17 protein-coding genes and 3 pseudogenes are annotated in these 21,377 nt (G+C 65.9%); 16 read left to right on the top strand and 4 right to left on the bottom strand.

Annotated elements, in window-relative coordinates:
* Window positions 1-35 precede the first annotated feature (35 nt).
* From UN84_RS13320 to UN84_RS13310, 3 genes and pseudogenes are all read left to right on the top strand, one after another.
* Window positions 36-542 carry a tripartite tricarboxylate transporter TctB family protein gene (locus UN84_RS13320; RefSeq protein WP_046078934.1) on the top strand — a complete coding sequence of 169 codons (507 nt, stop codon included), beginning with the start codon at window positions 36-38 and terminating at the stop codon, window positions 540-542.
* Window positions 543-606: 64 nt separating this feature from the next.
* The gene (locus UN84_RS13315) at window positions 607-2,091 is read left to right on the top strand and encodes a tripartite tricarboxylate transporter permease (RefSeq protein WP_237022325.1); all 1,485 of its coding nucleotides are present in this window, start codon (window positions 607-609) and stop codon (window positions 2,089-2,091) included.
* Between the two features lie 313 nt (window positions 2,092-2,404).
* Window positions 2,405-2,806 (top strand): annotated as a pseudogene (locus UN84_RS13310) (dihydrodipicolinate synthase family protein); the annotation flags it as partial.
* Here UN84_RS13310 and UN84_RS17450 read toward each other — a convergent pair.
* Both UN84_RS17450 and UN84_RS13305 read right to left on the bottom strand, forming a co-directional pair.
* Window positions 2,804-3,119, bottom strand: a pseudogene (locus UN84_RS17450) (IS481 family transposase); the annotation flags it as partial. The pseudogenes UN84_RS13310 and UN84_RS17450 overlap by 3 nt on opposite strands.
* 122 nt (window positions 3,120-3,241) lie before the next feature.
* Window positions 3,242-5,194: a transglycosylase SLT domain-containing protein gene (locus tag UN84_RS13305; RefSeq protein WP_046078923.1), complete on the bottom strand. Its 1,953-nt coding sequence runs from the start codon at window positions 5,192-5,194 to the stop codon at window positions 3,242-3,244.
* Between the two features lie 152 nt (window positions 5,195-5,346).
* Here UN84_RS13305 and UN84_RS13300 point away from each other — a divergent pair, with 152 nt between their 5' ends.
* Both UN84_RS13300 and htpG read left to right on the top strand, forming a co-directional pair.
* Window positions 5,347-5,664, top strand: a complete 318-nt coding sequence (locus tag UN84_RS13300) for a YkvA family protein (RefSeq protein WP_046078924.1) — start codon at window positions 5,347-5,349, stop codon at window positions 5,662-5,664.
* A gap of 87 nt (window positions 5,665-5,751) precedes the next feature.
* Complete coding sequence (htpG, locus tag UN84_RS13295; protein WP_046078925.1) at window positions 5,752-7,656, top strand: molecular chaperone HtpG; 1,905 nt, start codon at window positions 5,752-5,754, stop codon at window positions 7,654-7,656.
* On the opposite strand, the gene UN84_RS13290 is transcribed toward htpG, so the two are convergent.
* Entirely contained in the window at window positions 7,657-7,803 is a 147-nt protein-coding gene (locus UN84_RS13290) for a hypothetical protein (RefSeq protein WP_161796804.1), read from the bottom strand.
* A 208-nt stretch (window positions 7,804-8,011) separates the two neighbouring features.
* Here UN84_RS13290 and UN84_RS13285 point away from each other — a divergent pair, with 208 nt between their 5' ends.
* From UN84_RS13285 to UN84_RS13265, 5 genes are all read left to right on the top strand, one after another.
* Window positions 8,012-9,583, top strand: coding sequence for a Re/Si-specific NAD(P)(+) transhydrogenase subunit alpha (locus UN84_RS13285; protein WP_046078926.1), 1,572 nt, complete (start codon window positions 8,012-8,014; stop codon window positions 9,581-9,583).
* 16 nt (window positions 9,584-9,599) lie between these two features.
* Window positions 9,600-11,042, top strand: a complete 1,443-nt coding sequence (locus tag UN84_RS13280) for an NAD(P)(+) transhydrogenase (Re/Si-specific) subunit beta (protein WP_046078927.1) — start codon at window positions 9,600-9,602, stop codon at window positions 11,040-11,042.
* A gap of 106 nt (window positions 11,043-11,148) precedes the next feature.
* Window positions 11,149-12,249, top strand: coding sequence for an NAD(P)H-dependent glycerol-3-phosphate dehydrogenase (locus UN84_RS13275; RefSeq protein WP_046078928.1), 1,101 nt, complete (start codon window positions 11,149-11,151; stop codon window positions 12,247-12,249).
* Window positions 12,242-12,724, top strand: coding sequence for a phosphohistidine phosphatase SixA (gene sixA / locus UN84_RS13270; protein WP_046078929.1), 483 nt, complete (start codon window positions 12,242-12,244; stop codon window positions 12,722-12,724). Before UN84_RS13275 ends, sixA begins: the two co-directional genes overlap by 8 nt.
* A gap of 20 nt (window positions 12,725-12,744) precedes the next feature.
* The gene (locus UN84_RS13265; RefSeq protein WP_046078930.1) at window positions 12,745-13,065 is read left to right on the top strand and encodes an antibiotic biosynthesis monooxygenase family protein; all 321 of its coding nucleotides are present in this window, start codon (window positions 12,745-12,747) and stop codon (window positions 13,063-13,065) included.
* A 74-nt stretch (window positions 13,066-13,139) separates the two neighbouring features.
* Here UN84_RS13265 and UN84_RS13260 read toward each other — a convergent pair whose 3' ends face one another.
* A complete protein-coding gene (locus UN84_RS13260) occupies window positions 13,140-14,099 on the bottom strand; it encodes an AEC family transporter (RefSeq protein ID WP_046078931.1) in 960 nt (319 codons plus the stop codon).
* A 388-nt stretch (window positions 14,100-14,487) separates the two neighbouring features.
* Between UN84_RS13260 and UN84_RS13255 the strand changes: the two genes are divergently transcribed.
* The 6 genes and pseudogenes from UN84_RS13255 to garD all read left to right on the top strand — a co-directional run bounded on the left by UN84_RS13255 (window position 14,488) and on the right by garD (window position 21,365).
* A complete protein-coding gene (locus tag UN84_RS13255; RefSeq protein WP_046078932.1) occupies window positions 14,488-15,450 on the top strand; it encodes a 2-hydroxyacid dehydrogenase in 963 nt (320 codons plus the stop codon).
* Window positions 15,451-15,728: 278 nt separating this feature from the next.
* A pseudogene (locus UN84_RS13250) lies at window positions 15,729-16,593 on the top strand (5-dehydro-4-deoxyglucarate dehydratase).
* 54 nt (window positions 16,594-16,647) lie between these two features.
* Entirely contained in the window at window positions 16,648-17,700 is a 1,053-nt protein-coding gene (locus UN84_RS13245) for an ABC transporter substrate-binding protein (RefSeq protein ID WP_046078936.1), read from the top strand.
* 101 nt (window positions 17,701-17,801) lie between these two features.
* Entirely contained in the window at window positions 17,802-18,245 is a 444-nt protein-coding gene (locus tag UN84_RS13240; RefSeq protein ID WP_035593085.1) for a tripartite tricarboxylate transporter TctB family protein, read from the top strand.
* 13 nt (window positions 18,246-18,258) lie between these two features.
* Window positions 18,259-19,770 carry a tripartite tricarboxylate transporter permease gene (locus tag UN84_RS13235; RefSeq protein WP_046078937.1) on the top strand — a complete coding sequence of 504 codons (1,512 nt, stop codon included), beginning with the start codon at window positions 18,259-18,261 and terminating at the stop codon, window positions 19,768-19,770.
* 26 nt (window positions 19,771-19,796) lie between these two features.
* Window positions 19,797-21,365 carry a galactarate dehydratase gene (garD, locus tag UN84_RS13230; protein WP_046080340.1) on the top strand — a complete coding sequence of 523 codons (1,569 nt, stop codon included), beginning with the start codon at window positions 19,797-19,799 and terminating at the stop codon, window positions 21,363-21,365.
* The last annotated feature ends 12 nt before the right edge of the window (window positions 21,366-21,377 follow it).

Here is a 21,377-nt window from a genome sequence, read left to right as displayed (position 1 = left end):
CACCACACAGTGGCAAGTGGCTGGAGACTGGACCTATGCAACGTGATATCGGAAAGCCGCTTTTCGATCTGTTCCTGCTGATCACCTCGGCGGCCGCTTTCGTTGCCGCGACCGCGCTTCCGAGTATCGAGATCGTTGGCGACCTTTCGCCCGCATTCTTCCCCAAGCTTCTGTCGGGATTGATATTCCTGTTCGCGATTCCCTGTCTGATCAAGGACTTTCGTGAATGGTGGAGCGTCCGCAGCGCCGTCTCCACGACGCCGAGGTCGGTCAAGGTGCGTAGCGTCGCCCAGTGGTTGTTCATCGTGGCGCTGCTGATCGGCTACATGCTGGCGTTCGAGCGCCTCGGCTACGTCGTCAGCACGGCGTCATTCACGTTCTGCTGTGTGCTGGGGCTGGTTGTCCTGAGCGGAGTTTGGGGGGAGCAGTCGATGGCACAGCGCGGCAAGTCCGTGCTCGGCGCGCTCGTGTTTGCGGTCGTGCTGGCGGTAGCGGTGTTTTATGTCTTCAACGATCTATTCGAAATTCCGCTGCCGGCTTGAGAGGGCGGTGTAACCTGCGGTTGAGGAGATGCACATGATTTCCGGTTATCTCGATGGCCTTGGCATGGTGCTGCAGTTCGGCACCCTGCTGGCCATTGCCGGCGGTACCCTGCTGGGCATCATCATGGGGTCGTTGCCGGGGCTGACCTCGGCCATGGCGATTGCCCTGCTGCTTCCTGTCACGTTCGGTATGCCGCCGGTGGCCGGCATGGGCATGCTGTTGGGGGCGCTGTGCGGTGCCGGTGCCAGTGGTTCCATACCGGCCATCCTGCTGAATATCCCGGGCACGCCTTCATCGGTAGCGACCACCTTCGACGGCTATCCCATGGCCAAGAAGGGAGAGGCCGGCCGCGCGCTGGGATTGGCGATCGTGGCCTCTTTCTTCGGTGGCGTGGCCAGCATGGTCATCCTGAGTCTGCTGGCACCGCCCATTGCCGAATTCGCGCTGCGCTTCGGCCCCGCCGAATACTTCTCCCTGAGCATCTTCGGCCTGGTGATCATCGCTTCCGTGGCGGGGAAATCACTGCTCAAGGGGCTGATAGCCGGCCTGATCGGTTTCTTCATCTCGACCATCGGCACCGACCCGATCACCGGGGTGGGGCGTTTCACCTTCGACGAGCTGTCGCTGTTGACCGGTGTCAATCTGCTGCCGGCGTTGATCGGGCTGTTCGCGGTGTCTCAGGTCCTCAAGGATACGCTGGAGTACGACCCCTATGAGCGACTGCAGGGGAGTGCTCACCGCATCGATATTGCTCGACCGCGTTTCGTCGAGACGCTTCGGCACTGGAAGGCGATCGTGACCGGTGTGCTGTCAGGCTCGGTCGTCGGCCCCGTCCCCGGAGCGGGAGGGAGCATCGCCTCGCTGGTGGCCTACGATCAAACGCGGCGTTTTTCCCGGTCGCCGGAGAAGTTCGGTACGGGGCATGCGCCGGGCATCATTTCGGTGGAGAGTGCCAACAATGCGTTGCTGGGTGGCGCGCTGATTCCCACCCTGGCGCTGGGCATTCCCGGGGAAGCCGCCACCGCGGTATTGCTCGGTGGCCTGATGATCCAGGGCATCACGCCTGGGCCGCTGCTGTTCGACGACCAGAGCGGAACGGTCTATGGCATCTTCCTGGCCTATCTCGTCGCCAATGTCTTCATGCTGTTGATCATGTGCCTGGGCATCAAGCTGTTCATTCGCGTGCTCACCGTACCGCGCAAGCAGCTTCTCGCCACGATCCTGGTGTTCTGTTTCATCGGCGTGTACGGCGTCGATGGCGATGTCTTCAATCTCTATCTGATGCTCGGGTTCGGTGTGTTGGGATATTTCCTCAATCGCTACGATTTCGGGACGGCCCCGGTCATCCTCGGGTTGATCCTGGGGCCGATCGCCGAGTCGAACCTGAGACGTGGCCTGCAGTCCTTCCAGGGAGATTGGACGCCGTTCTTCACGCGTCCGATCAGTGTGACCTTTCTGGTCATCGCCCTGGGACTGCTGGCGCTGACGCTATGGCAGAATTACCGTGCCGGTCGACAAGCGTCGGTCTCGCGGGATGCCAGCGTGTGACGCGGCGAACCGGGTAGCCAGAACCTCGATTCGGTACGTATGAGATCCAGGGGACGTCACCCTGGCAAGAACGGGCAGACCGATCTTCGGTCTGCCCGTTTTTCTTGGGGGAGCCTTTCCCGGCGTGAGGGTCGGCATCAGGCGGCTCGAGGGGCGCTGGTGCGATGCTGCAGGTGATGCGACTTTAGTCTATACACGACTTTGGGCTTATTGCCAGGCCGGCGCAGGGTGACTAATTTCTCACTTTGTATGATGTATGACATGAGGAACCCGCCTCCTCGTGTTATCCCGAGTCTGACAAGAGGACGATCTGGTGACCTTTACCCGCGAAGATGTCAAACAAGCGATCAGCGATGGACTGCTGTCCTTCCCGATCACCGATTTCGACGCCGAAGGGCGTTTCGATGCCGAGAGCTATCGGCAGCGTCTGGAGTGGTTCATCAGCCACGAGATCTCGGCGGTGTTCGTCGCCGGCGGCACCGGGGAGTTCTTCAACCTGTCCCAGGACGAGTTCCGCGAGATCGTGCGTCTGGCGGTGAAGGTCGTCGACGGCAAGCTCCCGGTCATCGCCAGCGCCGGTCTGAGCGTGGCCACCGGCAGCGCCTTCGCGAAGATCGCCGAGGAAGAGGGCGCCGACGGCATCCTGCTGATGCCGCCGTACCTGACCGAGTGCCCCCAGGACGGTCTGGTGGAGTACGCGCGCCAGATCTGTGACNTAGGCCTGAGCGGGACAGTCGAGGGTTCAGGAACTCACGTGCCACGACGAGCAGATCATCCAGACCGAGGCGCAGGAATTCACGAGCGGCGATCAGCACCTCCTCCTGCTCAGACGAGAGGGTGGCGAGTAGGTTGTGACGCGTGTGCGGTCGGTCATGGACATCGTTGCGGTACCGCCAGCGGCGGATGGTCGCGTGGGAGACACCATACTGGCGGGCCAGCTCGCTATCCGTGATGCTGGACGGTGCCGCCTGGATTTCAGCACGGATCTTCGGTGTCGTGGTGGCCTGCTTATGCAGCTTGATGTCCATGAACCTGCTCCCGAATGAATTGCTTTAGAAGCTCTCTGGCTGCCAGCAGAGGATAACTCCTATAGCTCATTTGATCATCCGGGACCCTACATCTACTCTACGGCTGGGGCAGGGCACGAAGGTCAGCGGCGTGCCAGCAGCGAGCGGTCGTAGTCGCCCTGGCGCTCCGCCGGCGTCAGCATCGCCACGCCGCGAGTGTCGCCGCCATTGGCCAGGCTCTCGAAGATCACCCGGTAGGCCATCACCGCCTGCACGTAGCGGCGCGTCTCGCGGAAGGGGATCGACTCGACGAACAGGTCGAACTGCTGCGGGGCGTCGCGCAGCCAGCGGTCGACGCGGCCGGGGCCGGCGTTGTAGGCGGCGGTGGCGGCCAGACGGTTGCCGCGATAGCGGTCCATCATCTCGCCGATGTAGGCGCTGCCGAGGCGGATGTTGACCGAGGGCTCGAGGACGCCGTAGCGGCCCGGATCGGCCATGCCGAGCTGGCGGCTGACCTGGCTTGCGGTGCCCGGCATCAGCTGCATCAGGCCGCGGGCGCCGACCGGCGACAGGGCCTCCGGATTGTAGGCGCTCTCGCGCCGGGCGATGCCCATCAGCAGATAGGGGTCGACGTCGTGGCGCCGGCCCCAGTGCAGGAAGTCATCGCGATAGGCCTCGGGGAAGCGCCATTCCAGGGCGTCCCACAGCCGGGCGGCGATGGTGGTCTGGACCAGCCGGGCGGGCCAGTCGCGGCGCGCCGCGTAGTCGGCCATCGCCATGGCCCGGTCGGAGGAGACACGGGCCGCGGCGGCATACCACTCGCTGCTGGCCAGGCCCGGCTCGCCGATGCGCAGCAGCGCCTCGGTGCGCTGGACCGCCGGCATGGCGGCGATGTCCCGGCGGCGGGCCTCGTCGACCGAGGTGTCGGCCCGGTTCAGGGCGTAGGGCTGGCCGAGATGATCGGCGGCGGCGAAGCCGTAGAAGCTGCGCTGCTCGGCGGCACGGGCGTAGGCCGCATTCGCGCCGGCGTCGTCGCCGAGCTGTTCCAGGGCGCGGGCCTGCCAGTACTGCCAGCGGGCATCGCTGGCCTCTTCGGCGGGCAGACGATCGGCCCAGGCCAGCACGTCGGCCCAGTCGCGGTCGGCCAGGGCGACGCGGATGCGCAGCACGGTGAGGTCGGTGTCGTCGAGGCGCGGCAGCACGCCGTCGACCCAGTCGCGGTTGGGCGAGACGTCGCGCACCAGCGAATAGAAGGCCAGATCATGCTCGATCTCGTGACGATGGGCCTCGTCGATGGCCAGCTGTGGCGACAGCCGGCGCCAGGCCGCCAGCGCCGCCTGGGTGTCGGCGCGGGTGTAGTCGTGCATGGCCGCGGCGAACAGCGCCCCGCTACCGCGACAGTCCGGTCCGATGCAGCTCGGCACCCGGGTGATCGCCGATAGATCGTCGTCGAGGCGTTCCAGGGCGGCCCGGGCGCCGGCCCAGTCGTCGCCGAGCTGGCGGCCGAGGTAGCCGACCATGCCGGTCTCGCCGGCCTGCCAGGCCAGGGTGAGACGCTCCCAGACCTGCTCCGGGCCGATCTCGCCGCGGGCGCGCAGGGTGTTGAACAGCGGGTCGCAGGCATCCGGCTGCGAGTGGCCGGCCCGCCACAGCTCGCGGCCGCCCTCGGCGGCGGTGGCCGGATCGCTGCCGAGCAAGGCGGCATAGTAGTGGCACTGGCGCGCGGTGTCGCGGGGCTCGCCATCGGCCACCGCCAGCAGGTCCCGGTAGCGGCCGGCCTCGCCGTAGGCCGAAATGGCCTGACCGCGCATCCAGCCGGCCAGCGGGGAATCGGCGTTGGCGTCGATGAAGGCGTTGACCTCGTTCGGCGAGGTGCCGGGCAGCCGCGCCTTGAGGCGGTGATAGTCGACGTAGCCGGCCAGCGCGTGATCGGCGATGGCGGCCCGGTCGATGGCGGACCAGTCCTTGGCCCGCGCGGCCTGGAGGGCATCGCGCATGGCGCCGTCGCCGGGCTGGGCCTGGCCGGTGGCCGGCAGGCACAGCAGGGCGGCGGTCAGCAGGGGCTTCCAGGGGATGCGGAACGGGGTGTTGGGCATCGTGTCGCCTCTCGAGGGTGCGTGGAGCGGGCTCCCATGGTCGCCCATGGCGCGGCGCTTGAGTAGTGTCGCTCGGGGCCGACGGCTGGCATTCCGCCGGCACTCTCCTCATTCTGTAGCGGTGAATCCGACACTCGGCAAGGAGAGCGCTCATGGCCCGCCCCGATGGTTCCCCGCCGCTCACGCGCATCAAGCGCCGCGCCGGCGTCTTCCTGCGCATGCGCCGCGCCCTGCGCTGGTTCCCGCCGATGCTGGCCGACGTGGTGCGCGGACGCTATCGACCGGTGCCCTGGTCGGCGCTGCTGTGGATGCTGGTCGCCCTGGTCTATCTGATCTCGCCGCTGGACCTGATTCCGGACGTGCTGCTGGTGGTGGGGCTGGTCGATGATGCGATGATCGTCGGCTGGCTGCTGACCCGGGTCGACCGTGCACTGGAGGGCTATCGCGCCTGGCGCGAGAACGACGGTTGAAAAACCTTCGCCGGTCCCCATATCGACGGTATCCAAGCAACGGGTGGCCTCGCCACCGCCGAACCGTCGACAAAGGGTCCGCAAGAGATGACCACTGCTACTCGTGAAGAGACCCTCGGCTTCCAGACCGAGGTCAAGCAACTGCTGCACCTGATGATTCACTCCCTGTATTCCAACAGGGAAATCTTCCTGCGCGAGCTGATCTCCAACGCCGCCGACGCCTGCGACAAGCTGCGCTACGCCGCGCTGGACAACGACGCTCTCTACGAGGGCGACAGCGAGCTGCGCATCGAGATCGAGCATGACGCCGAGGCCGGCACCGTGACCGTGCGCGACAACGGCATCGGCATGAATCGTGACGAAGTGATCGAGAACCTCGGCACCATCGCCCGCAGCGGCACCGCCGAGTTCCTCAAGCAGCTCTCCGGCGAGCAGCAGAAGGACGCCCGCCTGATCGGCCAGTTCGGCGTCGGCTTCTATTCCGGCTTCATCGTCGCCGACGAGGTCACGGTGCGTACCCGCAAGGCGGGCACCGACCAGGGCGAGGGCGTCGAGTGGCACTCCCGCGGCGAGGGTGAGTTCAGCGTCGCCGACATCGAGCGCCAGGCCCATGGCACCGAGATCGTGCTGCACCTCAAGGAAGACGCCGGCGAGTTCGCCGACGACTTCCGCTTGCAGAACCTGGTGCGCAAGTACTCCGACCACATCGAAGTGCCGGTGCGCATGCCCAAGACCGAGACCGCCCGCGACGAGGACGGCAACGAGATCGAGGGCAGCGAGACCGTCAGCTGGGAGACCGTGAACGAGGCCACCGCGCTGTGGGTGCGCCCCAAGAGCGAACTTACCGACGACGAGTACAAGGCCTTCTACAAGCACGTGGCCCACGATTTCAGCGATCCGTTGACCTGGAGCCACAACAAGGTCGAGGGCAAGCTCGAGTACACCAGCCTGCTCTACGTGCCGGGCCGCGCCCCGTTCGATCTCTACGAGCGTGACGGCGCCCGCGGCGTGAAGCTCTACGTTCAGCGCGTCTTCATCATGGACGACGCCGAGCAGTTCCTGCCGCTCTACCTGCGCTTCATCAAGGGCGTGCTGGACACCCGCGACCTGTCGTTGAACGTGTCCCGCGAGCTGCTGCAGCAGGACCCGCAGGTCGAGAAGATCAAGAGCGCGCTGACCAAGCGCTCCCTCGACATGCTCAAGAAGCTGGCCAAGGATCCCGAGGCCTACCAGACCTTCTGGAACACCTTCGGCAGCGTGCTCAAGGAAGGCCCGGCGGAGGATCACGCCAACCGCGAGAAGATCGCCGGCCTGCTGCGCTTCTCCAGCACCCACACCGACAGCGCCACCCAGGACCAGTCGCTGGCCGACTACATCGGGCGCATGAAGGAAGGTCAGGAGAAGATCTACTACATCGTCGCCGACGGCTTCAACGCGACCAAGAACAGCCCGCACCTGGAGATCTTCCGCAAGAAGGGCATCGAGGTCCTGCTGCTCCACGACCGCATCGATGAGTGGCTGATGAGCCACCTCACCGAGTTCGAGGGCAAGCCGTTCGTCGACGTGGCCAAGGGCGACCTGGACCTCGGCGAGGTCGAGGACGAGGACGAGAAGAAGGCCCAGGAAGAGACCGCCAAGGCCAAGGAAGAGCTGGTCAAGCGCGTCAAGGAAGCGCTCGGTGATGAGGTCCAGGAGGTCAAGGTGACCCATCGCCTGACCGATTCTCCGGCCTGCGTGGTGCTGCCGGAGCACGAGATGGGCTACCAGATGCGCCGCATCATGGAAGCCGCCGGCCAGCCGCTGCCGGAGGTCAAGCCGATCCTCGAGCTCAACCCCGAGCACGCCCTGGTGGCGCGCCTCGAGAGCGCCGAGGGGGATGGCTTCGCCGATCTGTCGCGGATCCTGCTCGACCAGGCGATCATCGCCGAGGGCGGCCATCTCGACGACCCGGCGGCCTACGTCAAGCGCCTGAACGCGCTGCTCGGCGCCTGATCACGGTGCCATTGTCGTCGCCCTGAAGGGCGGCATGCCGGACGCGCCGATCTCCGCAAGGTGATCGGCGCGTTTCGTTTCGTGCTTTTTTTCCTTTTCCTCTCTTTTTTCCTTCCAGTCTTCCCCGATGCCGTCCACCACGGACATGACCGGAGCGCTCGATGACAGGCGCCGTGGCCTCGCGCCTCGTCGCTTGACCTTGACGTCCACGTCAATTGGATCGACGGATTTTCAAGGACATATCGTTTCCGACAGCGACGCTGTCATGGCCGTCATGCGGGTTGAGATTCCCGCATGCCTAGGCAAGACTGCGGTGTTTCGAAAGTTTCAATAACGCCAAAACGGGAGATCCAACGTGAAGATTGGTGCACCCAAGGAGCATGCCTCCGGGGAGGCGCGTGTTGCGCTGACCCCGGAAAGCGCGCAACAGATCCAGAAGCTGGGACACGAATGCCTGATCGAAGCCGGCGCCGGTGCGGCCGCCGGTTTCGATGACGACGCCTACCGTTCGGTCGGCGTCACCGTCGTCGACGGGGCCGAGGCGCTGTGGAACGCCGCCGAGGTGGTGGTCAAGGTCCGCGAGCCCGTCGAGGATGAGGTCGGTTACCTGGGCAAGGGCAAGACCCTGATCTCGTTCTTCTGGCCCGCCCAGAACGAGCCGCTGCTCGAGCGCTGCCGCGACACCGGCGCCAACGTCATCGCCATGGACATGGTGCCGCGCATCTCGCGGGCTCAGAAGATGGACGCCCTGTCCTCCACGGCCAACATCGCCGGCTATCGCGCGGTGATCGAGGCGGGCAACCAGTTCGGGCGCTTCTTCACCGGTCAGGTGACCGCCGCGGGCAAGGTGCCGCCGGCCAAGGTGCTGATCGTCGGCGCCGGCGTCGCGGGTCTCGCCGCCATCGGCACCGCGACCAGCCTGGGCGCCGTGGTGCGCGCCTTCGACGTGCGCCCCGAGGTGGCCGAGCAGATCGAGTCCATGGGTGCCGAGTTCCTGTTCCTCGACTTCGAGGACAGCCAGGACGGCTCGGGCAGCGGCGGCTATGCGGCGCCCTCCAGCCCCGAGTTCCGCGAGAAGCAGCTGGCGCTGTTCCGCGAGCAGGCCCCGGACGTCGACATCGTCATCACCACCGCGCTGATCCCCGGCCGCCCGGCGCCCAAGCTTTGGCTCGAGGACATGGTCAAGGCCATGAAGCCGGGCTCGGTGATCGTCGACCTGGCCGCCGAGAAGGGCGGCAACTGCGACCTGACCGTGCCCGACGAGCGCATCGTCACCGACAACGGCGTGATCGTGGTCGGGTACACCGACTTCCCGTCGCGCATGGCGACCCAGGCCTCGCTGCTCTACGCCACCAATATCCGCCACATGCTGACCGACCTGACGCCGGAGAAGGATGGCGTCATCCACCATGACATGGATGACGACGTCATCCGTGGGTCCACGGTGGCCTTCGAGGGCGACATCACCTTCCCGCCGCCGCCGCCCAAGGTGCAGGCGATCGCCGCGGCCAAGCCGAAGCCGAAGGAGCCCGAGCCGACGCCGGAGGAGAAGAAGGCCGCCGAACACGCCGCCTTCGTCTCCCAGACCAAGCGTCAGGCGACGCTGCTGGGCGTGGGCGGCGCGCTGATGCTGCTGCTCGGCCAGGTGGCCCCGGCGTCGTTCATGTCGCACTTCATTGTCTTCGCCCTGGCCTGCTTCGTGGGCTTCCAGGTGATCTGGGGCGTCAGCCACTCGCTGCACACCCCGCTGATGGCCGTGACCAACGCCATCTCCGGCATCATCGTGCTCGGCGCGGTGCTGCAGATCGGCTCCGGCAGTGCCCTGGTGAGCCTGCTCGCCGGCATCTCGGTGCTGATCGCCACCATCAACATCGTGGGGGGCTTCCAGGTCACGCGCCGGATGCTCGCCATGTTCCAGAAGTCCTGAGGCCGGAGATCAAGAGATGTTGAGTCAAGGATTCGTATCCGCCGCCTCGATCGCGGCAAGCGTACTGTTCATCCTCTCGCTGGGGGGCTTGAGCAACCAGGAGAAGGCCAAGCGCGCCGTCTGGTACGGCATCATCGGCATGGGCGTGGCCGTCTTCTTCACCGGCCTCGGGCCGGGCATCGGCGGCTACTGGTGGATGCTGCCGATGATGGCCATCGGCGCCGTCATCGGTGCCTACCTGGCGAAGAAGGTCGAGATGACCGAGATGCCGCAGCTGGTCGCGGCCCTGCACAGCTTCGTCGGCCTGGCCGCGGTGTTCGTCGGCCTCAACGCCGACCTGGAGCGCCGCCGCGTACTGGCCAGCCAGCTGGCCGGGGAAGGCACCGAGGGCTTCTCGGCCTTCGCCGCCCTGGTGGCGAAGAAGACCCCGGCGGAGCTCACCTTCCTGCAGATCGAGGTGGTGCTCGGCGTGTTCATCGGCGCGGTGACCTTCACCGGCTCGGTGATCGCCTTCGGCAAGCTGGCCGGCAAGGTCGACGGCAAGCCGAAGCAGCTGCCCGGCGGCCACCTGCTGAACGCCGCCGCCGCGGCCGCCTCCGTGGGGCTGGCGGTGCTCTACCTCAACGGGGCGGGCGTCTGGACGCTGCTGCTGCTGGCCCTGCTGGCGTTCTTCATCGGCTGGCATCTGATCATGGGCATCGGCGGCGCCGACATGCCGGTGGTGGTGTCGATGCTGAACAGCTACTCCGGCTGGGCCGCGGCGGCCATCGGCTTCACGCTGTCCAATGACCTGCTGATCGTCACCGGTGCCCTGGTGGGCTCCTCCGGTGCGATCCTCTCCTACATCATGTGCAAGGCGATGAATCGCAACTTCGTCAACGTGATCCTGGGCGGCTTCGGCGGCAGCCAGGGCCCGGCGGCGGAGATCGAGGGCGAGCAGGTCGCGATCGACACCGCCGGCGTGGCCAGCGCGTTGAACGATGCCGACAGCGTGGTCATCGTGCCGGGCTACGGCATGGCGGTGGCCCAGGCGCAGAACGCGGTCAGCGAGCTGACCCGCAAGCTGCGCAGTGCCGGCAAGGAAGTGCGTTTCGGCATCCACCCGGTCGCCGGCCGCCTGCCGGGGCACATGAACGTGCTGCTGGCCGAGGCCAAGGTGCCCTACGACATCGTGCTCGAGATGGACGAGATCAACGACGATTTTGCCAGCACCGACGTGGTGATCGTCATCGGCTCCAACGACATCGTCAATCCGGCCGCCCAGGAAGACCCCAACAGCCCGATCGCCGGCATGCCGGTGCTGAAGGTCTGGGAAGCCAAGAACGTGTTCGTCTGCAAGCGTGGCCAGGGCACCGGCTACTCCGGCATCGAGAACCCGCTGTTCTTCAAGGAGAACACCCGGATGCTCTACGGCGATGCCCGTTCGAGCATCGACACCCTGGTGCCGCTGATCGATTGATCCGCCCTGCGGGCCGCTCCGGCGGCCCGACACCAGCCGTCAGGACGCCCCCACTGGGGGCGTTTTTCGTTACAATCGCCGGACCATTTCCACTCCCGGGGCGACCATGTCCGACGATCGCAGCAATCCTGATCGCAGCAGCGATGATCGCAGTCAGCGGGTGGCGGTGCTCGGGGGCGGCAGCTTCGGCACCGCGCTCGCCAGCATCGCCGCCGACAACGGCTTCGAGGTGCGCCAGTGGCTGCGCGACCCCGCGCTGGTCGAGCAGATCAACCGCGAGCATCGCAACGGCCGCTACCTGCCCGACTATGCCATCAATCCCGCCGTGAAGGCCTCGAGCGCCTTCGAGGACGTGCTGCCCGGCGCCGGCCTGGTGCTGGTGGCGATTCCGTCCCAGGCCTTCCGTCAGGTGGTGCGTCAGGCGCTGCCTTGGCTGACGCCGTCCCAGATACTGGTCAGCACCACCAAGGGCATCCAGGAAGACGGCTTCAAGCTGATGAGCCAGCTGCTCGAGGAGGAGACCGGCTTCGCGCACATCGGCGTGCTCTCCGGCCCCAACCTGGCCACCGAGGTCGCCGAGCGCCAGCTCACCGCCACGGTGATTGCCAGCGACGACCCGCTGACCCGCACCCGGGTGCAGACGGCGCTGGGCTGTGACTATTTCCGCGTCTATGCCAGCAACGACCGCTACGGCGTCGAGCTGGGCGGGGCGCTCAAGAACGTCTATGCCATCGCCGCCGGAATGGCCGCGGCGCTGGGCATGGGCGAGAACACCCGCAGCATGCTGATGACCCGGGCGCTGGCCGAGATGAGCCGCTTCGCCGTGTCCCAGGGCGCCAATCCCATGACCTTCCTCGGCCTGGCCGGGGTCGGAGACCTGATCGTCACCTGCTCGTCGAGCCGTTCGCGCAACTACCGGGTCGGCTTCGCGCTGGGCGAGGGGCGCACCCTCGACGAGGCCGTCGAGGCACTGGGCCAGGTCGCCGAAGGCGTCAATACCGTGCGCCTGGTGCGCGACAAGTCCCGCGAGGAGGGCGTCTACATGCCGATCGCCGAGGGGCTCTATCAGGTGCTGTTCGAGGGCGTGCCCGCGCGTGAGATGGCGCGTCTGCTGATGCGTGGCGAACAGAGCAGCGACGTGGAGTTCGTGCTCTCGCGCGAGAACGTCCAGCAGGACCATCGCGACACCGGAGGCCCGCATGGCTGAACCGTTGTTGATCATGCGCCATGGCGAAGCGGGGCCGGGCAGCCCCGATGCGGCCCGCGAGCTGACCGTCCGCGGCCAGGAAGAGGCCGCGGGCATGGGCGCCTGGTTGGCGGGGCGAACGGATCTCGACCTCGCGCGCCTGCGGCTGGTGGCGAGCCCCTATCGCCGCGCCCAGCAGACCGCGGAGCGCGTGGGCGAGGCTCTCGGCGTGCCGGCGGAGACGCTGCCCTGCATCACCCCGGACGATCCGCCCCAGGCCGTGGTCGACTGGCTGCTCGAGCAGGACGACGACCGCCCGCTGCTGCTGGTCAGCCATATGCCGCTGGTCGGCGCGCTCACGGGGCTGCTGGTCGAGGGGCGCGGCGATCGCGGTCTCGGCTTTCCCACCGCCGCCGTCGCAGAGCTCGACGCCGAGGTGCGGGCCGCCGGCTGCGCGCGACTGGCCCGTTTCACGTCACCCGCCGACATCGCTTGAGTGAAGGAAGGGCTGAAACCATGAGCTATATCGTCAACAACCGCATCCATGTGAATCCGGGCTTCGAGGACGCGTTCGAGGCGCGCTTCCGGGCCCGCGCCGGGGAGATCGACAAGCAGCCGGGATTCGTCGCCATGCGCGTGCTGCGCCCTCAGGGCAACCAGGCCCCCTACGTGGTGGAGACCGAGTGGGAAAGCCAGGAGGCCTTCCGTGCCTGGGTCGGCAGCGACGACTTCAAGCGCGCCCACGCCAATCCGCTGCCGGCGGAGGCCACCGCCGAGGGCGGCGGCATCGAGCAGTTCGCGGTGGTCGAAGGCACCGTGGCCGGCGGCTATCGCTGATCCGCGATGCCTGCCATGCCAGCATCACGACGGCGCCCCAGGGGCGCCGTCGTCGTCTCGGGCGGCCGCCTCGGCTAGATCAGTCCGGCCAGCCTCAGCACGAAGACGCCTAGGGTCACGGTCACGCTGGCCATCAGCGTGGTCATGGCGATGATGTTGGCGGTCAGGGTCTCGTCGTTGCCCATGGCCTTGGCCATCACGAAGGCCGCCGCCGCCGTGGGACTGGCGAAGAACAGGAACATCACGCCCAGTGCCGGCCCGGTGAAGCCCGCCGCCACCGCCAGCAGCGTCGCCACGGCGGGCACGGCCACCATCTTGGCCAGGCTGGCGCTGACGGTGGTGCGATAGCCCTTCCTGAGGGCGCGGGTGGAGAGGGTGGCGCCGATGCAGATGAGGGCCAGGGGCAGGGTCAACGAGGCGAAGTAGTCGCCGGTGGTGGTCAGCCAGTCGGGCAGCGGCACCTCGAAGATGGCGAAGGGCGTGGCGGCAAGCACGGCCAGGATCAGCGGGTTGGTCACGATGTGGCGCACGATATGGGCCCAGTCGACGCCTCGTCCTCCCGTTTCGCGGGGCTGGTAGGTGGCCAGCACGATGACCGAGAGCACGTTGTAGCTGAGAATCACCACGCCGAGCAGCAGCCCCGCCAGCGAGATGCCGGCATCGCCGTACATGCCGGCGGCCAGGGCCAGCCCCACGATGCCGCAGTTGCCGCGGAACGCGCCCTGAACATAGACTCCGCGCAGCGGGCGCCGCACCCGCAGCAGGGCCCAGCCCCAGGCCGCGGCGAAGCTCAGCAGGGTGGCCAGGGTGAAGAACGCCAGCATCCAGGGGTCGAGCGTCGCCTCCAGATCGGTCCCGGCCAGGCCGAAAAACAGCAGGGTCGGCAGGGTGCCCCGAAAGACCAGCTTCGATGCCGTGTCGACGAAGGCCTGATCGATCCAGCGAAGACGCTTCAGCCCGATGCCGATGAAGACCATGGCGAAGACTGGCAGGGTGATGTTCAGCGTCGAGAGGAAGATATCGATCAGGGGCATGAGGCGTCCGGGGGTGGCGGCGGTTGTTAAACTAAAGTCGTATATGGTGTCGCCAAATCGATGTGTTGGCTAATAATTTCCCGCTATTGAATGCATGTCTCATGACGCACGTTCAAGTCTCATTGCCCGAAACGGCGCCGGCAGGGCGCTTGCACTTTAGTCTCGACTCATGCCGACTGACTTGCCCTACCATTAGGAGGCTCGATAGTTTTCTATTTTGTGTGATGTATGACATGAGCCCTGTGCCTCGTGTCGCCATGAGCCGGACGCAAGGAGGCATCGGCGACCGTCAGCCTGCCACCCCGGCGGCCTTCCTGGCCGTGCCTGGATGAGTTGCCCGGATGCGCCAAGCGTTCCGTCGATCGACAATGTGGTGGAGCCCGCAGTGATGAAAACGCAAAACCTGGTGGTCGTGCACGAGCTGTATCCGGCGCTCGTCGAGGCCCTCTCCGACGCGTTCAATCTGACGCATTTCACGCGGCTGGTCGACGATCAGGACCGCGCCGCCTTCGAGGAGGCCATGGCCCAGGCCGATGCCTATCTGGGGTCGAACGTGGCGTTCACCGAGGCACTGCTGGACAAGGCGCCCCGCCTCAGGGTGGTGGCCAGCGTTTCGGTCGGTGTCGACAGCTACCCGATCGAGGCCATGCGCGAGCGTGGCATCGTGCTGACCAACACGCCGGACGTGCTGACCGAATCCACGGCCGATACCGGTTTCCTGCTGCTGATGATGGCGGCGCGTCGCGCCGGCGAGATGCTGCGCAAGGTTCGCGGTCATGAATGGACGGCCTCGCTCTCGCGCGAGGACTTCGGCGTCGACGTCCACGGCAAGACCCTGGGCATCGTGGGCCTGGGACGCATCGGGCAGGCGGTGGCACGGCGCGGCCACGACGGCTTCGGCATGTCGGTGAACTATACCAACCGCTCGGCCAAGCCGGAGGTGGAAGACGCGCTCGAGGCCCGTCGTGTCGATCTCGAGACCCTGTTCCGCGAGTCCGACTTCATCTGCGTGACCGTCCCCCTGTCGGCAGAGACCGAAGGGCTGATCGGACGCGAGCACTTCGCGCTGACCCGGCCGCATGCCGTCTTCGTCAACATCTCCCGCGGCAAGGTGGTGCGCGAGGATGAGCTCGTCGCCTGCCTGCAGGACGGTACCCTCCACTGTGCGGGACTGGACGTGTACGAGCGGGAGCCGCTGTCCACGGCGTCGCCCCTGATGACGCTCGACAATGCCGTGTGCCTGCCCCACATCGGTTCCTCGACCTTCCAGACGCGTAATGCCATGTGCGATCTGGCGGTGGACAACGTCAAGCGGGTGCTGGCCGGCGAGGGAGCGATCACCGCCGTTTGAGCAAGACGATGCGTGGCGCTGTTTTTTCTACTGCCGGGCAGACCGATCTTCGGTCTGCCCGGTTTTTTTCATGGACACTTCCCGCCCGTCATGCGTCGGCGGTGTAACGAAGGATGAAGCGGCGCTTCAGGTCCGCATACGCGCCTAAGACTTTGGTCGACGCACGACTTTGGGCTTATTGTCAGGCCGGCGTCGGCCGGATAGCTTTCTATTTTGTATGATGTATGACATGAAGCCGTCTGCTTCGGTCGTCTTGAACCAGAGACAAGGATGTATCGGTGACCTTTACCCGCGAAGATGTCAAACAAGCGATCAGCGATGGACTGCTGTCCTTCCCGATCACCGATTTCGACGCCGAAGGGCGTTTCGATGCCGAGAGCTATCGGCAGCGTCTGGAGTGGTTCATCAGCCACGAGATCTCGGCGGTGTTCGTCGCCGGCGGCACCGGGGAGTTCTTCAACCTGTCCCAGGACGAGTTCCGCGAGATCGTGCGTCTGGCGGTGAAGGTCGTCGACGGCAAGCTCCCGGTCATCGCCAGCGCCGGTCTGAGCGTGGCCACCGGCAGCGCCTTCGCGAAGATCGCCGAGGAAGAGGGCGCCGACGGCATCCTGCTGATGCCGCCGTACCTGACCGAGTGCCCCCAGGACGGTCTGGTGGAGTACGCGCGCCAGATCTGTGACNGACGCGGTGAAGCGCCTGGCCGATGCCTGCCCCAACCTGATCGGCTTGAAGGATGGCAAGGGCGACATGCAGGCCCTCAACCGGATCATCCGCACCGTGGGCGACCGGCTGGCCTACGTGGGTGGCGTGCCCACCGCCGAGATCATGGCCGAGGCCTATCTGGCCGTGGGTGTGAACACTTACTCCAGCGCGGTGTTCAACTTCGTGCCCGACATGGCGGTGACCTTCTACAAGGCGCTGCGGGCCGGCGACAGCGACACCGTGCGGCGCATTTCCCGCGACTTCTTCCTGCCCTTCGTCGATCTGCGCGACCAGAAGTCCGGCTATGCGGTCAGCCTGATCAAGGCCGGTGCCGAGATCATTGGGCGTCCCGCCGGCAGCGTTCGCGCGCCGCTCGAGATGCCGAATGCCGAGGAACGGGAACGACTGGCTACGCTGGTCGAGACCGCCAAGGGCTACTAAGAGCAAGAGCCCGAACTTCACCCACTCTCAACAATGACAGCGAAGAGGTGAAACATGAGCATGCCCAGCATCTGCAAGACACTCGGAACCTCCGTCCTGATGGCCGGCATGGCGTTCGGCAGTGCCGCCGCCATGGCCGCCGACGGTCCGCTGCGCGGCAACGTGCGCGTGGTGATCGGCTCGACCTCCACGGGCGGTGATACTTACCAGAACTCCAGCATCGTCGCCGATGCCCTGGCCGAGCACCTCGACATCAACATGAAGGTGGATGCCGTCGGTGCGAGCTCGGCTTTCCGCTTTCTGGATCGCGATGCGCGCGGCAACACCCTGATGATCTTCCACGATCAGTCCTACCTCGGAAACCTGTACGGCGTTCAGGGGTACGACGACATCTTCGAGAAGTACACCATCGGGCCGACCGTCGCCATCAACCCGGGCAATGCCTACCTGGTGCCCAAGGACTCGCCCTACGAGACCCTGGACGACGTGATCGCGGCGGTCGGTAACGGTGAGGAAGTGCGTGTCGCCATCCAGCCCGGCGGCGTCTCGGAAATCGGCTTCAGCGCCCTGAAGAATGCCATCGCCATCGAGCATCCGGGCATGGAAGACAACCTGGTGGCCGTCAACACCGGCTCTCAGGCCGACAAGAACCAGCAGCTCTTCGATGACCAGGCCGACATGATCAATGGCACCGTGCAGGCCAACGAGCAGTACACGCGCCTGCCGGAAGACGACCAGAAGGCCATGCGCTTCCTGTGGCTGACCGCGCGTCAGGGCACCATCGAACAGGCGCCGGAAGACGGTCTCGGCCAGACCACTCGCGAGCAGCTGCTGCAGTACGTCGAGCCCAATGTGTCCGTGCCGATGGGCAACGGCAACAACTTCACCTTCGATAAGGAATTCTTCTTCCTTTACAACAAGGACATGGATCAGGCCATCGTCGACCAGATCGACCAGGCGCTCGCCGAGATCTATGCCGAAGGTGAGATCCAGGAGACCCAGAAGAACTCCTTCTTCATTCCCAACTTCAAGCCGTCCGACGAAGCCGCCCAGTATCTGGAGACCAAGATGTCCGTCTACGAGGACATCATCACCAACATCCAGTAAGGCAGGGTCGCCGGCGGGGAAGCCCGCCGGCGCTCGCGGCTGCTGCTTCATTCCCATAACGATCGAAAGGCCGCCTGACGAGAGCCTTCACCGGAGCCGCCATGGAATCAGGACTGTCATCCCTGCTGAGTGTCTCGATCGACTTCGAGACCTCCCATCTGTTCTTCCCCCATATCATTCACTGGGTGATGGGCATCCTCTTCGCCCTGGTCCTGGTGCTCAACGTCGTGCCTTTCCTCGCCGCCGTCAGGCGAGGTGACAGGACGCTGCCGATCCTCGGCGAGTCCATGGACAAGTTCCGCTTCTTCGGCACCCTGGCGCTGATCTCCGCCTATTTCTATCTGATGGCGGTGGTCGGCAACGTCTTCCCCTATACGGGCTACGGCTTTTTGTTCGTGTCGATGCCTTTTCTCTTCCTGATGTCGCTGATGTACATGCACACCAGGACCCGGCGCAAGGTCCTCACGGCCGGCATCAACGCGCTCGTGGCACCGACGCTGGCGTGGTTCATCCTCGCCAAGCTGTTCCAGATCACCCTGCCGTAGCGGAGTCCTTCCCATGCTCGATATCCTGTCGCTACTCGATATCACCTTCTTCCTGCTGGCGGCCCTGGGGGCCCTGGTCGGCATCGTCTTCGGTGCCATCCCCGGGATGACCGCGACCATGGCCGTGGCGGTGTGTCTGCCGCTTACCTACGCGCTCGGGCTCAACCACGGCCTGGCGCTGCTGCTGGGCCTCTATGTGGGCGGCATCTCCGGCGGCATGGTGCCGGCCGTGCTGCTCAACATTCCGGGCACGCCGTCGTCCATCACCACCACCTTCGACGGCTTCCCCATGGCCCAGAAGGGTGAGGGCGAACGCGCCCTGCGGGTCTGCGTGGTGGCCTCGCTGGTCGGCGGACTCATCAGCGCCGCCGTGCTGTTCCTGTTCGCGCCGCTGCTGGCCGAGTTCTCGATCAAGTTCTCCTACGTCGAGAAGTTCCTGATCATCCTGCTGGCGCTGACCGTCATCGCCTCCATGTCGCGCAACATGCTGGTGGGCATCTTCAGCGGTGTGCTGGGCATCTGGCTGAGCCTGATCGGTACCTACAGCATTTCCGACGGCGGCAACGGCCATACCCGTCTGATGTTCGACTTCCTCGAGCCCTACCTCTTCGAGGGCTTCTCCCTGCTGCCGGTGCTGATCGGCATCTTCGGCATCGCCACCATCCTTCTCGAGGCGGAGGAGGGCATCAAGGGCGGCCTGGGCGGCAAGCACGTCAAGTTCGGCAAGGGCGGCGGTTTCTCCTTCGGTATCTTCAGGGGCCGGCTGACCAACCTGGTGCGTTCCTCCTTCATCGGGACCTTCGTCGGCATGCTGCCGGGCGTCGGCGGCAGCGCCGCCTCGGTGCTGGCCTACACCCAGGAGAAGAACCTCTCGCGCGACTCCGACGAGATGGGCAAGGGCGCTCCCCAGGGGCTGATCGCTTCCGAGTCGGCCAACAACGCCCTGACCGGCGGTGCGCTGATCCCCCTGCTGTCGCTGGGCATTCCGGGAGATTCCACCACGGCGGTGTTGATCGGCGCCTTCACGCTCCAGGGCATCCAGGTCGGGCCGCTGTTCATCCCGGAGAACGCCGATACCTGGTACGTGATGATGACCGCCCTGGTGTTCGCCAACATCGTGATGTTCTTCCTGATGTTCTATGCCATCAAGCACATCGCCAAGGTGGTGCTGGTGCCCAAGTACATCCTCTACCCGATCATCGTGATGATGTGCGTGGTCGGTGCCTATGCGATCAACTACGGCATCATGTTCGACGTCTGGACCCTGCTGATCTTCGGCGTGCTGGGCTACCTGATCCAGAAGGTCGGCCTCGAGGTCGCCCCGCTGATCATCGGCTTCATCCTCGGTGGCCAGGCGGAGATCTACTTCGTTAAGAGCCTGGAATCGGCCGGTAGCTACGGCATCTTCTTCACCAAGAGCCCGATCGCCGTGGTGTTGTGGGGATTGATCGCCGCCTCCGTGGCCTTCTCGGTGATCATGAGCCTGAAGAGTCGCGCCCACCGCCGCATGGAGAGCCCCCAATGAGTGCCACGCAGACGTCGGACGGCCGCATGACATCATCGACGAACGCTCCCCGCGTGATTCGTGTCCATCCCGGTGACAACGTGGCGGTCGTCGTCCGCCAGGGCGGGCTGGCGGACGGGGATCGCATCGAGGGCGGTATCGTGCTCTGCCAGCCGGTGCCACAGGGCCACAAGGTCGCGCTGGTGGCGCTGTCGGAGGGCGACGCCGTGATCCGCTACGGCGAGGTCATCGGTACCGCCGCCGTAGGGATTCCCCAGGGCGGTCACGTCAACGAGACCAACCTGCACATGCCCACGCCGCCGGCCCTGGAAGACCTGCCGCTCGCGACGCGCCCTGCGCCCGAGACGCCGCCGCTCGAGGGCTATACCTTCGAGGGCTTCCGCAATGCCGACGGCAGCGTCGGCACCAAGAACGTGCTCGGCATCACCACCAGCGTGCAGTGCGTGGCCGGCACCGTCGATCACGTGGTCCAGCGCATCAAGCGCGAGCTGCTGCCGCGCTTCCCCAACGTCGACGACGTGGTGGGGCTCAACCACAGCTACGGCTGCGGCGTGGCGATCAACGCGCCGGCCGCGGTGGTGCCGATCCGCACCCTCAAGAACCTGGCCCGGAACCCGAACTTCGGCAACGAGGTGATGGTCATCGGGCTCGGCTGCGAGAAGCTGCAGCCCTCGACCCTGGTCGATGATCGCCCGGTGAAGCTCTATGAGAACACCGCGGCGGCCGACCCGGAGGCCAACGTCCTCAGCCTGCAGGACGAGTCCTTCGAGGGTTTCGGCGAGATGATCGAGGGCATCATGGCGATGGCCGAACGTCATCTCGAGCGCCTCGATCGTCGCCGCCGCGAGACCTGCCCGGCCTCCGAGCTGGTGGTCGGCATGCAGTGCGGCGGCAGCGATGCCTTCTCCGGGCTGACCGCCAACCCCGCAGTGGGCTTCGCCACCGACCTGATCGTGCGCGCCGGGGGCAGCGTGATGTTCTCCGAGGTCACCGAGGTCCGCGACGCCATCCATCTGCTCACGCCGAGGGCCGTGGATCCCGAGGTCGGTCAGGCGCTGATCGACCAGATGGCCTGGTACGACGACTACCTGTCCCAGGGCCAGGCGGATCGCAGTGCCAACACCTCGCCGGGCAACAAGAAGGGCGGGCTCTCCAACATCGTCGAGAAGGCCCTGGGGTCGGTGATCAAGTCCGGCGACTCGTCGATCGTCGACGTCATCGGTCCTGGCGAACGGGTGCGCAGGCGCGGCCTGACCTTCGCCGCGACCCCGGCCAGCGACTTCATCTGCGGCACCCTGCAGGCCGCCGCGGGCATGAACCTGCAGGTCTTCACCACCGGCCGCGGCACGCCCTACAACCTGCCGATGACGCCCGTCATCAAGGTCGCCAGCAATTCCACCCTGGGGCAGCGCTGGCACGACCTGATCGATCTCGACGCCGGGCGCATCGCCACCGGCGACGCCACTATCGAGGAGATGGGCTGGGAGCTGTTCCACCTGATCCTCGACGTGGCCAGCGGCCGCCGCCGGGTCGCCGCCGACCGGCTGGGCCTTTACAACGACCTGGTGCTGTTCAATCCCGCGCCGGTGACCTGACCGTCTGATGGT

The sequence above is a fragment of the Halomonas sp. HG01 genome, from assembly GCF_000968715.2.
GTDB classification, from domain to species: Bacteria; Pseudomonadota; Gammaproteobacteria; order Pseudomonadales; family Halomonadaceae; genus Halomonas; species Halomonas halophila.
This window is presented reverse-complemented; position numbering and strand designations above follow the sequence as displayed.

Excerpts from the sequence above, each read along its gene's own strand:
- UN84_RS13305 (WP_046078923.1), bottom strand. The coding sequence starts at position 5,194 with ATGCCCAACACCCCGTTCCGCATCCCCTGGAAGCCCCTGCTGACCGCC.
- UN84_RS13300 (WP_046078924.1), top strand. The coding sequence starts at position 5,347 with ATGGCCCGCCCCGATGGTTCCCCGCCGCTCACGCGCATCAAGCGCCGC.
- UN84_RS13265 (WP_046078930.1), top strand. The coding sequence starts at position 12,745 with ATGAGCTATATCGTCAACAACCGCATCCATGTGAATCCGGGCTTCGAG.
- UN84_RS13275 (WP_046078928.1), top strand. The coding sequence starts at position 11,149 with ATGTCCGACGATCGCAGCAATCCTGATCGCAGCAGCGATGATCGCAGT.
- UN84_RS13260 (WP_046078931.1), bottom strand. The coding sequence starts at position 14,099 with ATGCCCCTGATCGATATCTTCCTCTCGACGCTGAACATCACCCTGCCA.
- UN84_RS13320 (WP_046078934.1), top strand. The coding sequence starts at position 36 with ATGCAACGTGATATCGGAAAGCCGCTTTTCGATCTGTTCCTGCTGATC.
- garD (WP_046080340.1), top strand. The coding sequence starts at position 19,797 with ATGACATCATCGACGAACGCTCCCCGCGTGATTCGTGTCCATCCCGGT.
- UN84_RS13245 (WP_046078936.1), top strand. The coding sequence starts at position 16,648 with ATGAGCATGCCCAGCATCTGCAAGACACTCGGAACCTCCGTCCTGATG.
- UN84_RS13290 (WP_161796804.1), bottom strand. The coding sequence starts at position 7,803 with ATGTCCGTGGTGGACGGCATCGGGGAAGACTGGAAGGAAAAAAGAGAG.
- UN84_RS13315 (WP_237022325.1), top strand. The coding sequence starts at position 607 with ATGGTGCTGCAGTTCGGCACCCTGCTGGCCATTGCCGGCGGTACCCTG.
- UN84_RS13255 (WP_046078932.1), top strand. The coding sequence starts at position 14,488 with ATGAAAACGCAAAACCTGGTGGTCGTGCACGAGCTGTATCCGGCGCTC.
- UN84_RS13280 (WP_046078927.1), top strand. The coding sequence starts at position 9,600 with ATGTTGAGTCAAGGATTCGTATCCGCCGCCTCGATCGCGGCAAGCGTA.
- UN84_RS13235 (WP_046078937.1), top strand. The coding sequence starts at position 18,259 with ATGCTCGATATCCTGTCGCTACTCGATATCACCTTCTTCCTGCTGGCG.
- sixA (WP_046078929.1), top strand. The coding sequence starts at position 12,242 with ATGGCTGAACCGTTGTTGATCATGCGCCATGGCGAAGCGGGGCCGGGC.
- htpG (WP_046078925.1), top strand. The coding sequence starts at position 5,752 with ATGACCACTGCTACTCGTGAAGAGACCCTCGGCTTCCAGACCGAGGTC.
- UN84_RS13240 (WP_035593085.1), top strand. The coding sequence starts at position 17,802 with ATGGAATCAGGACTGTCATCCCTGCTGAGTGTCTCGATCGACTTCGAG.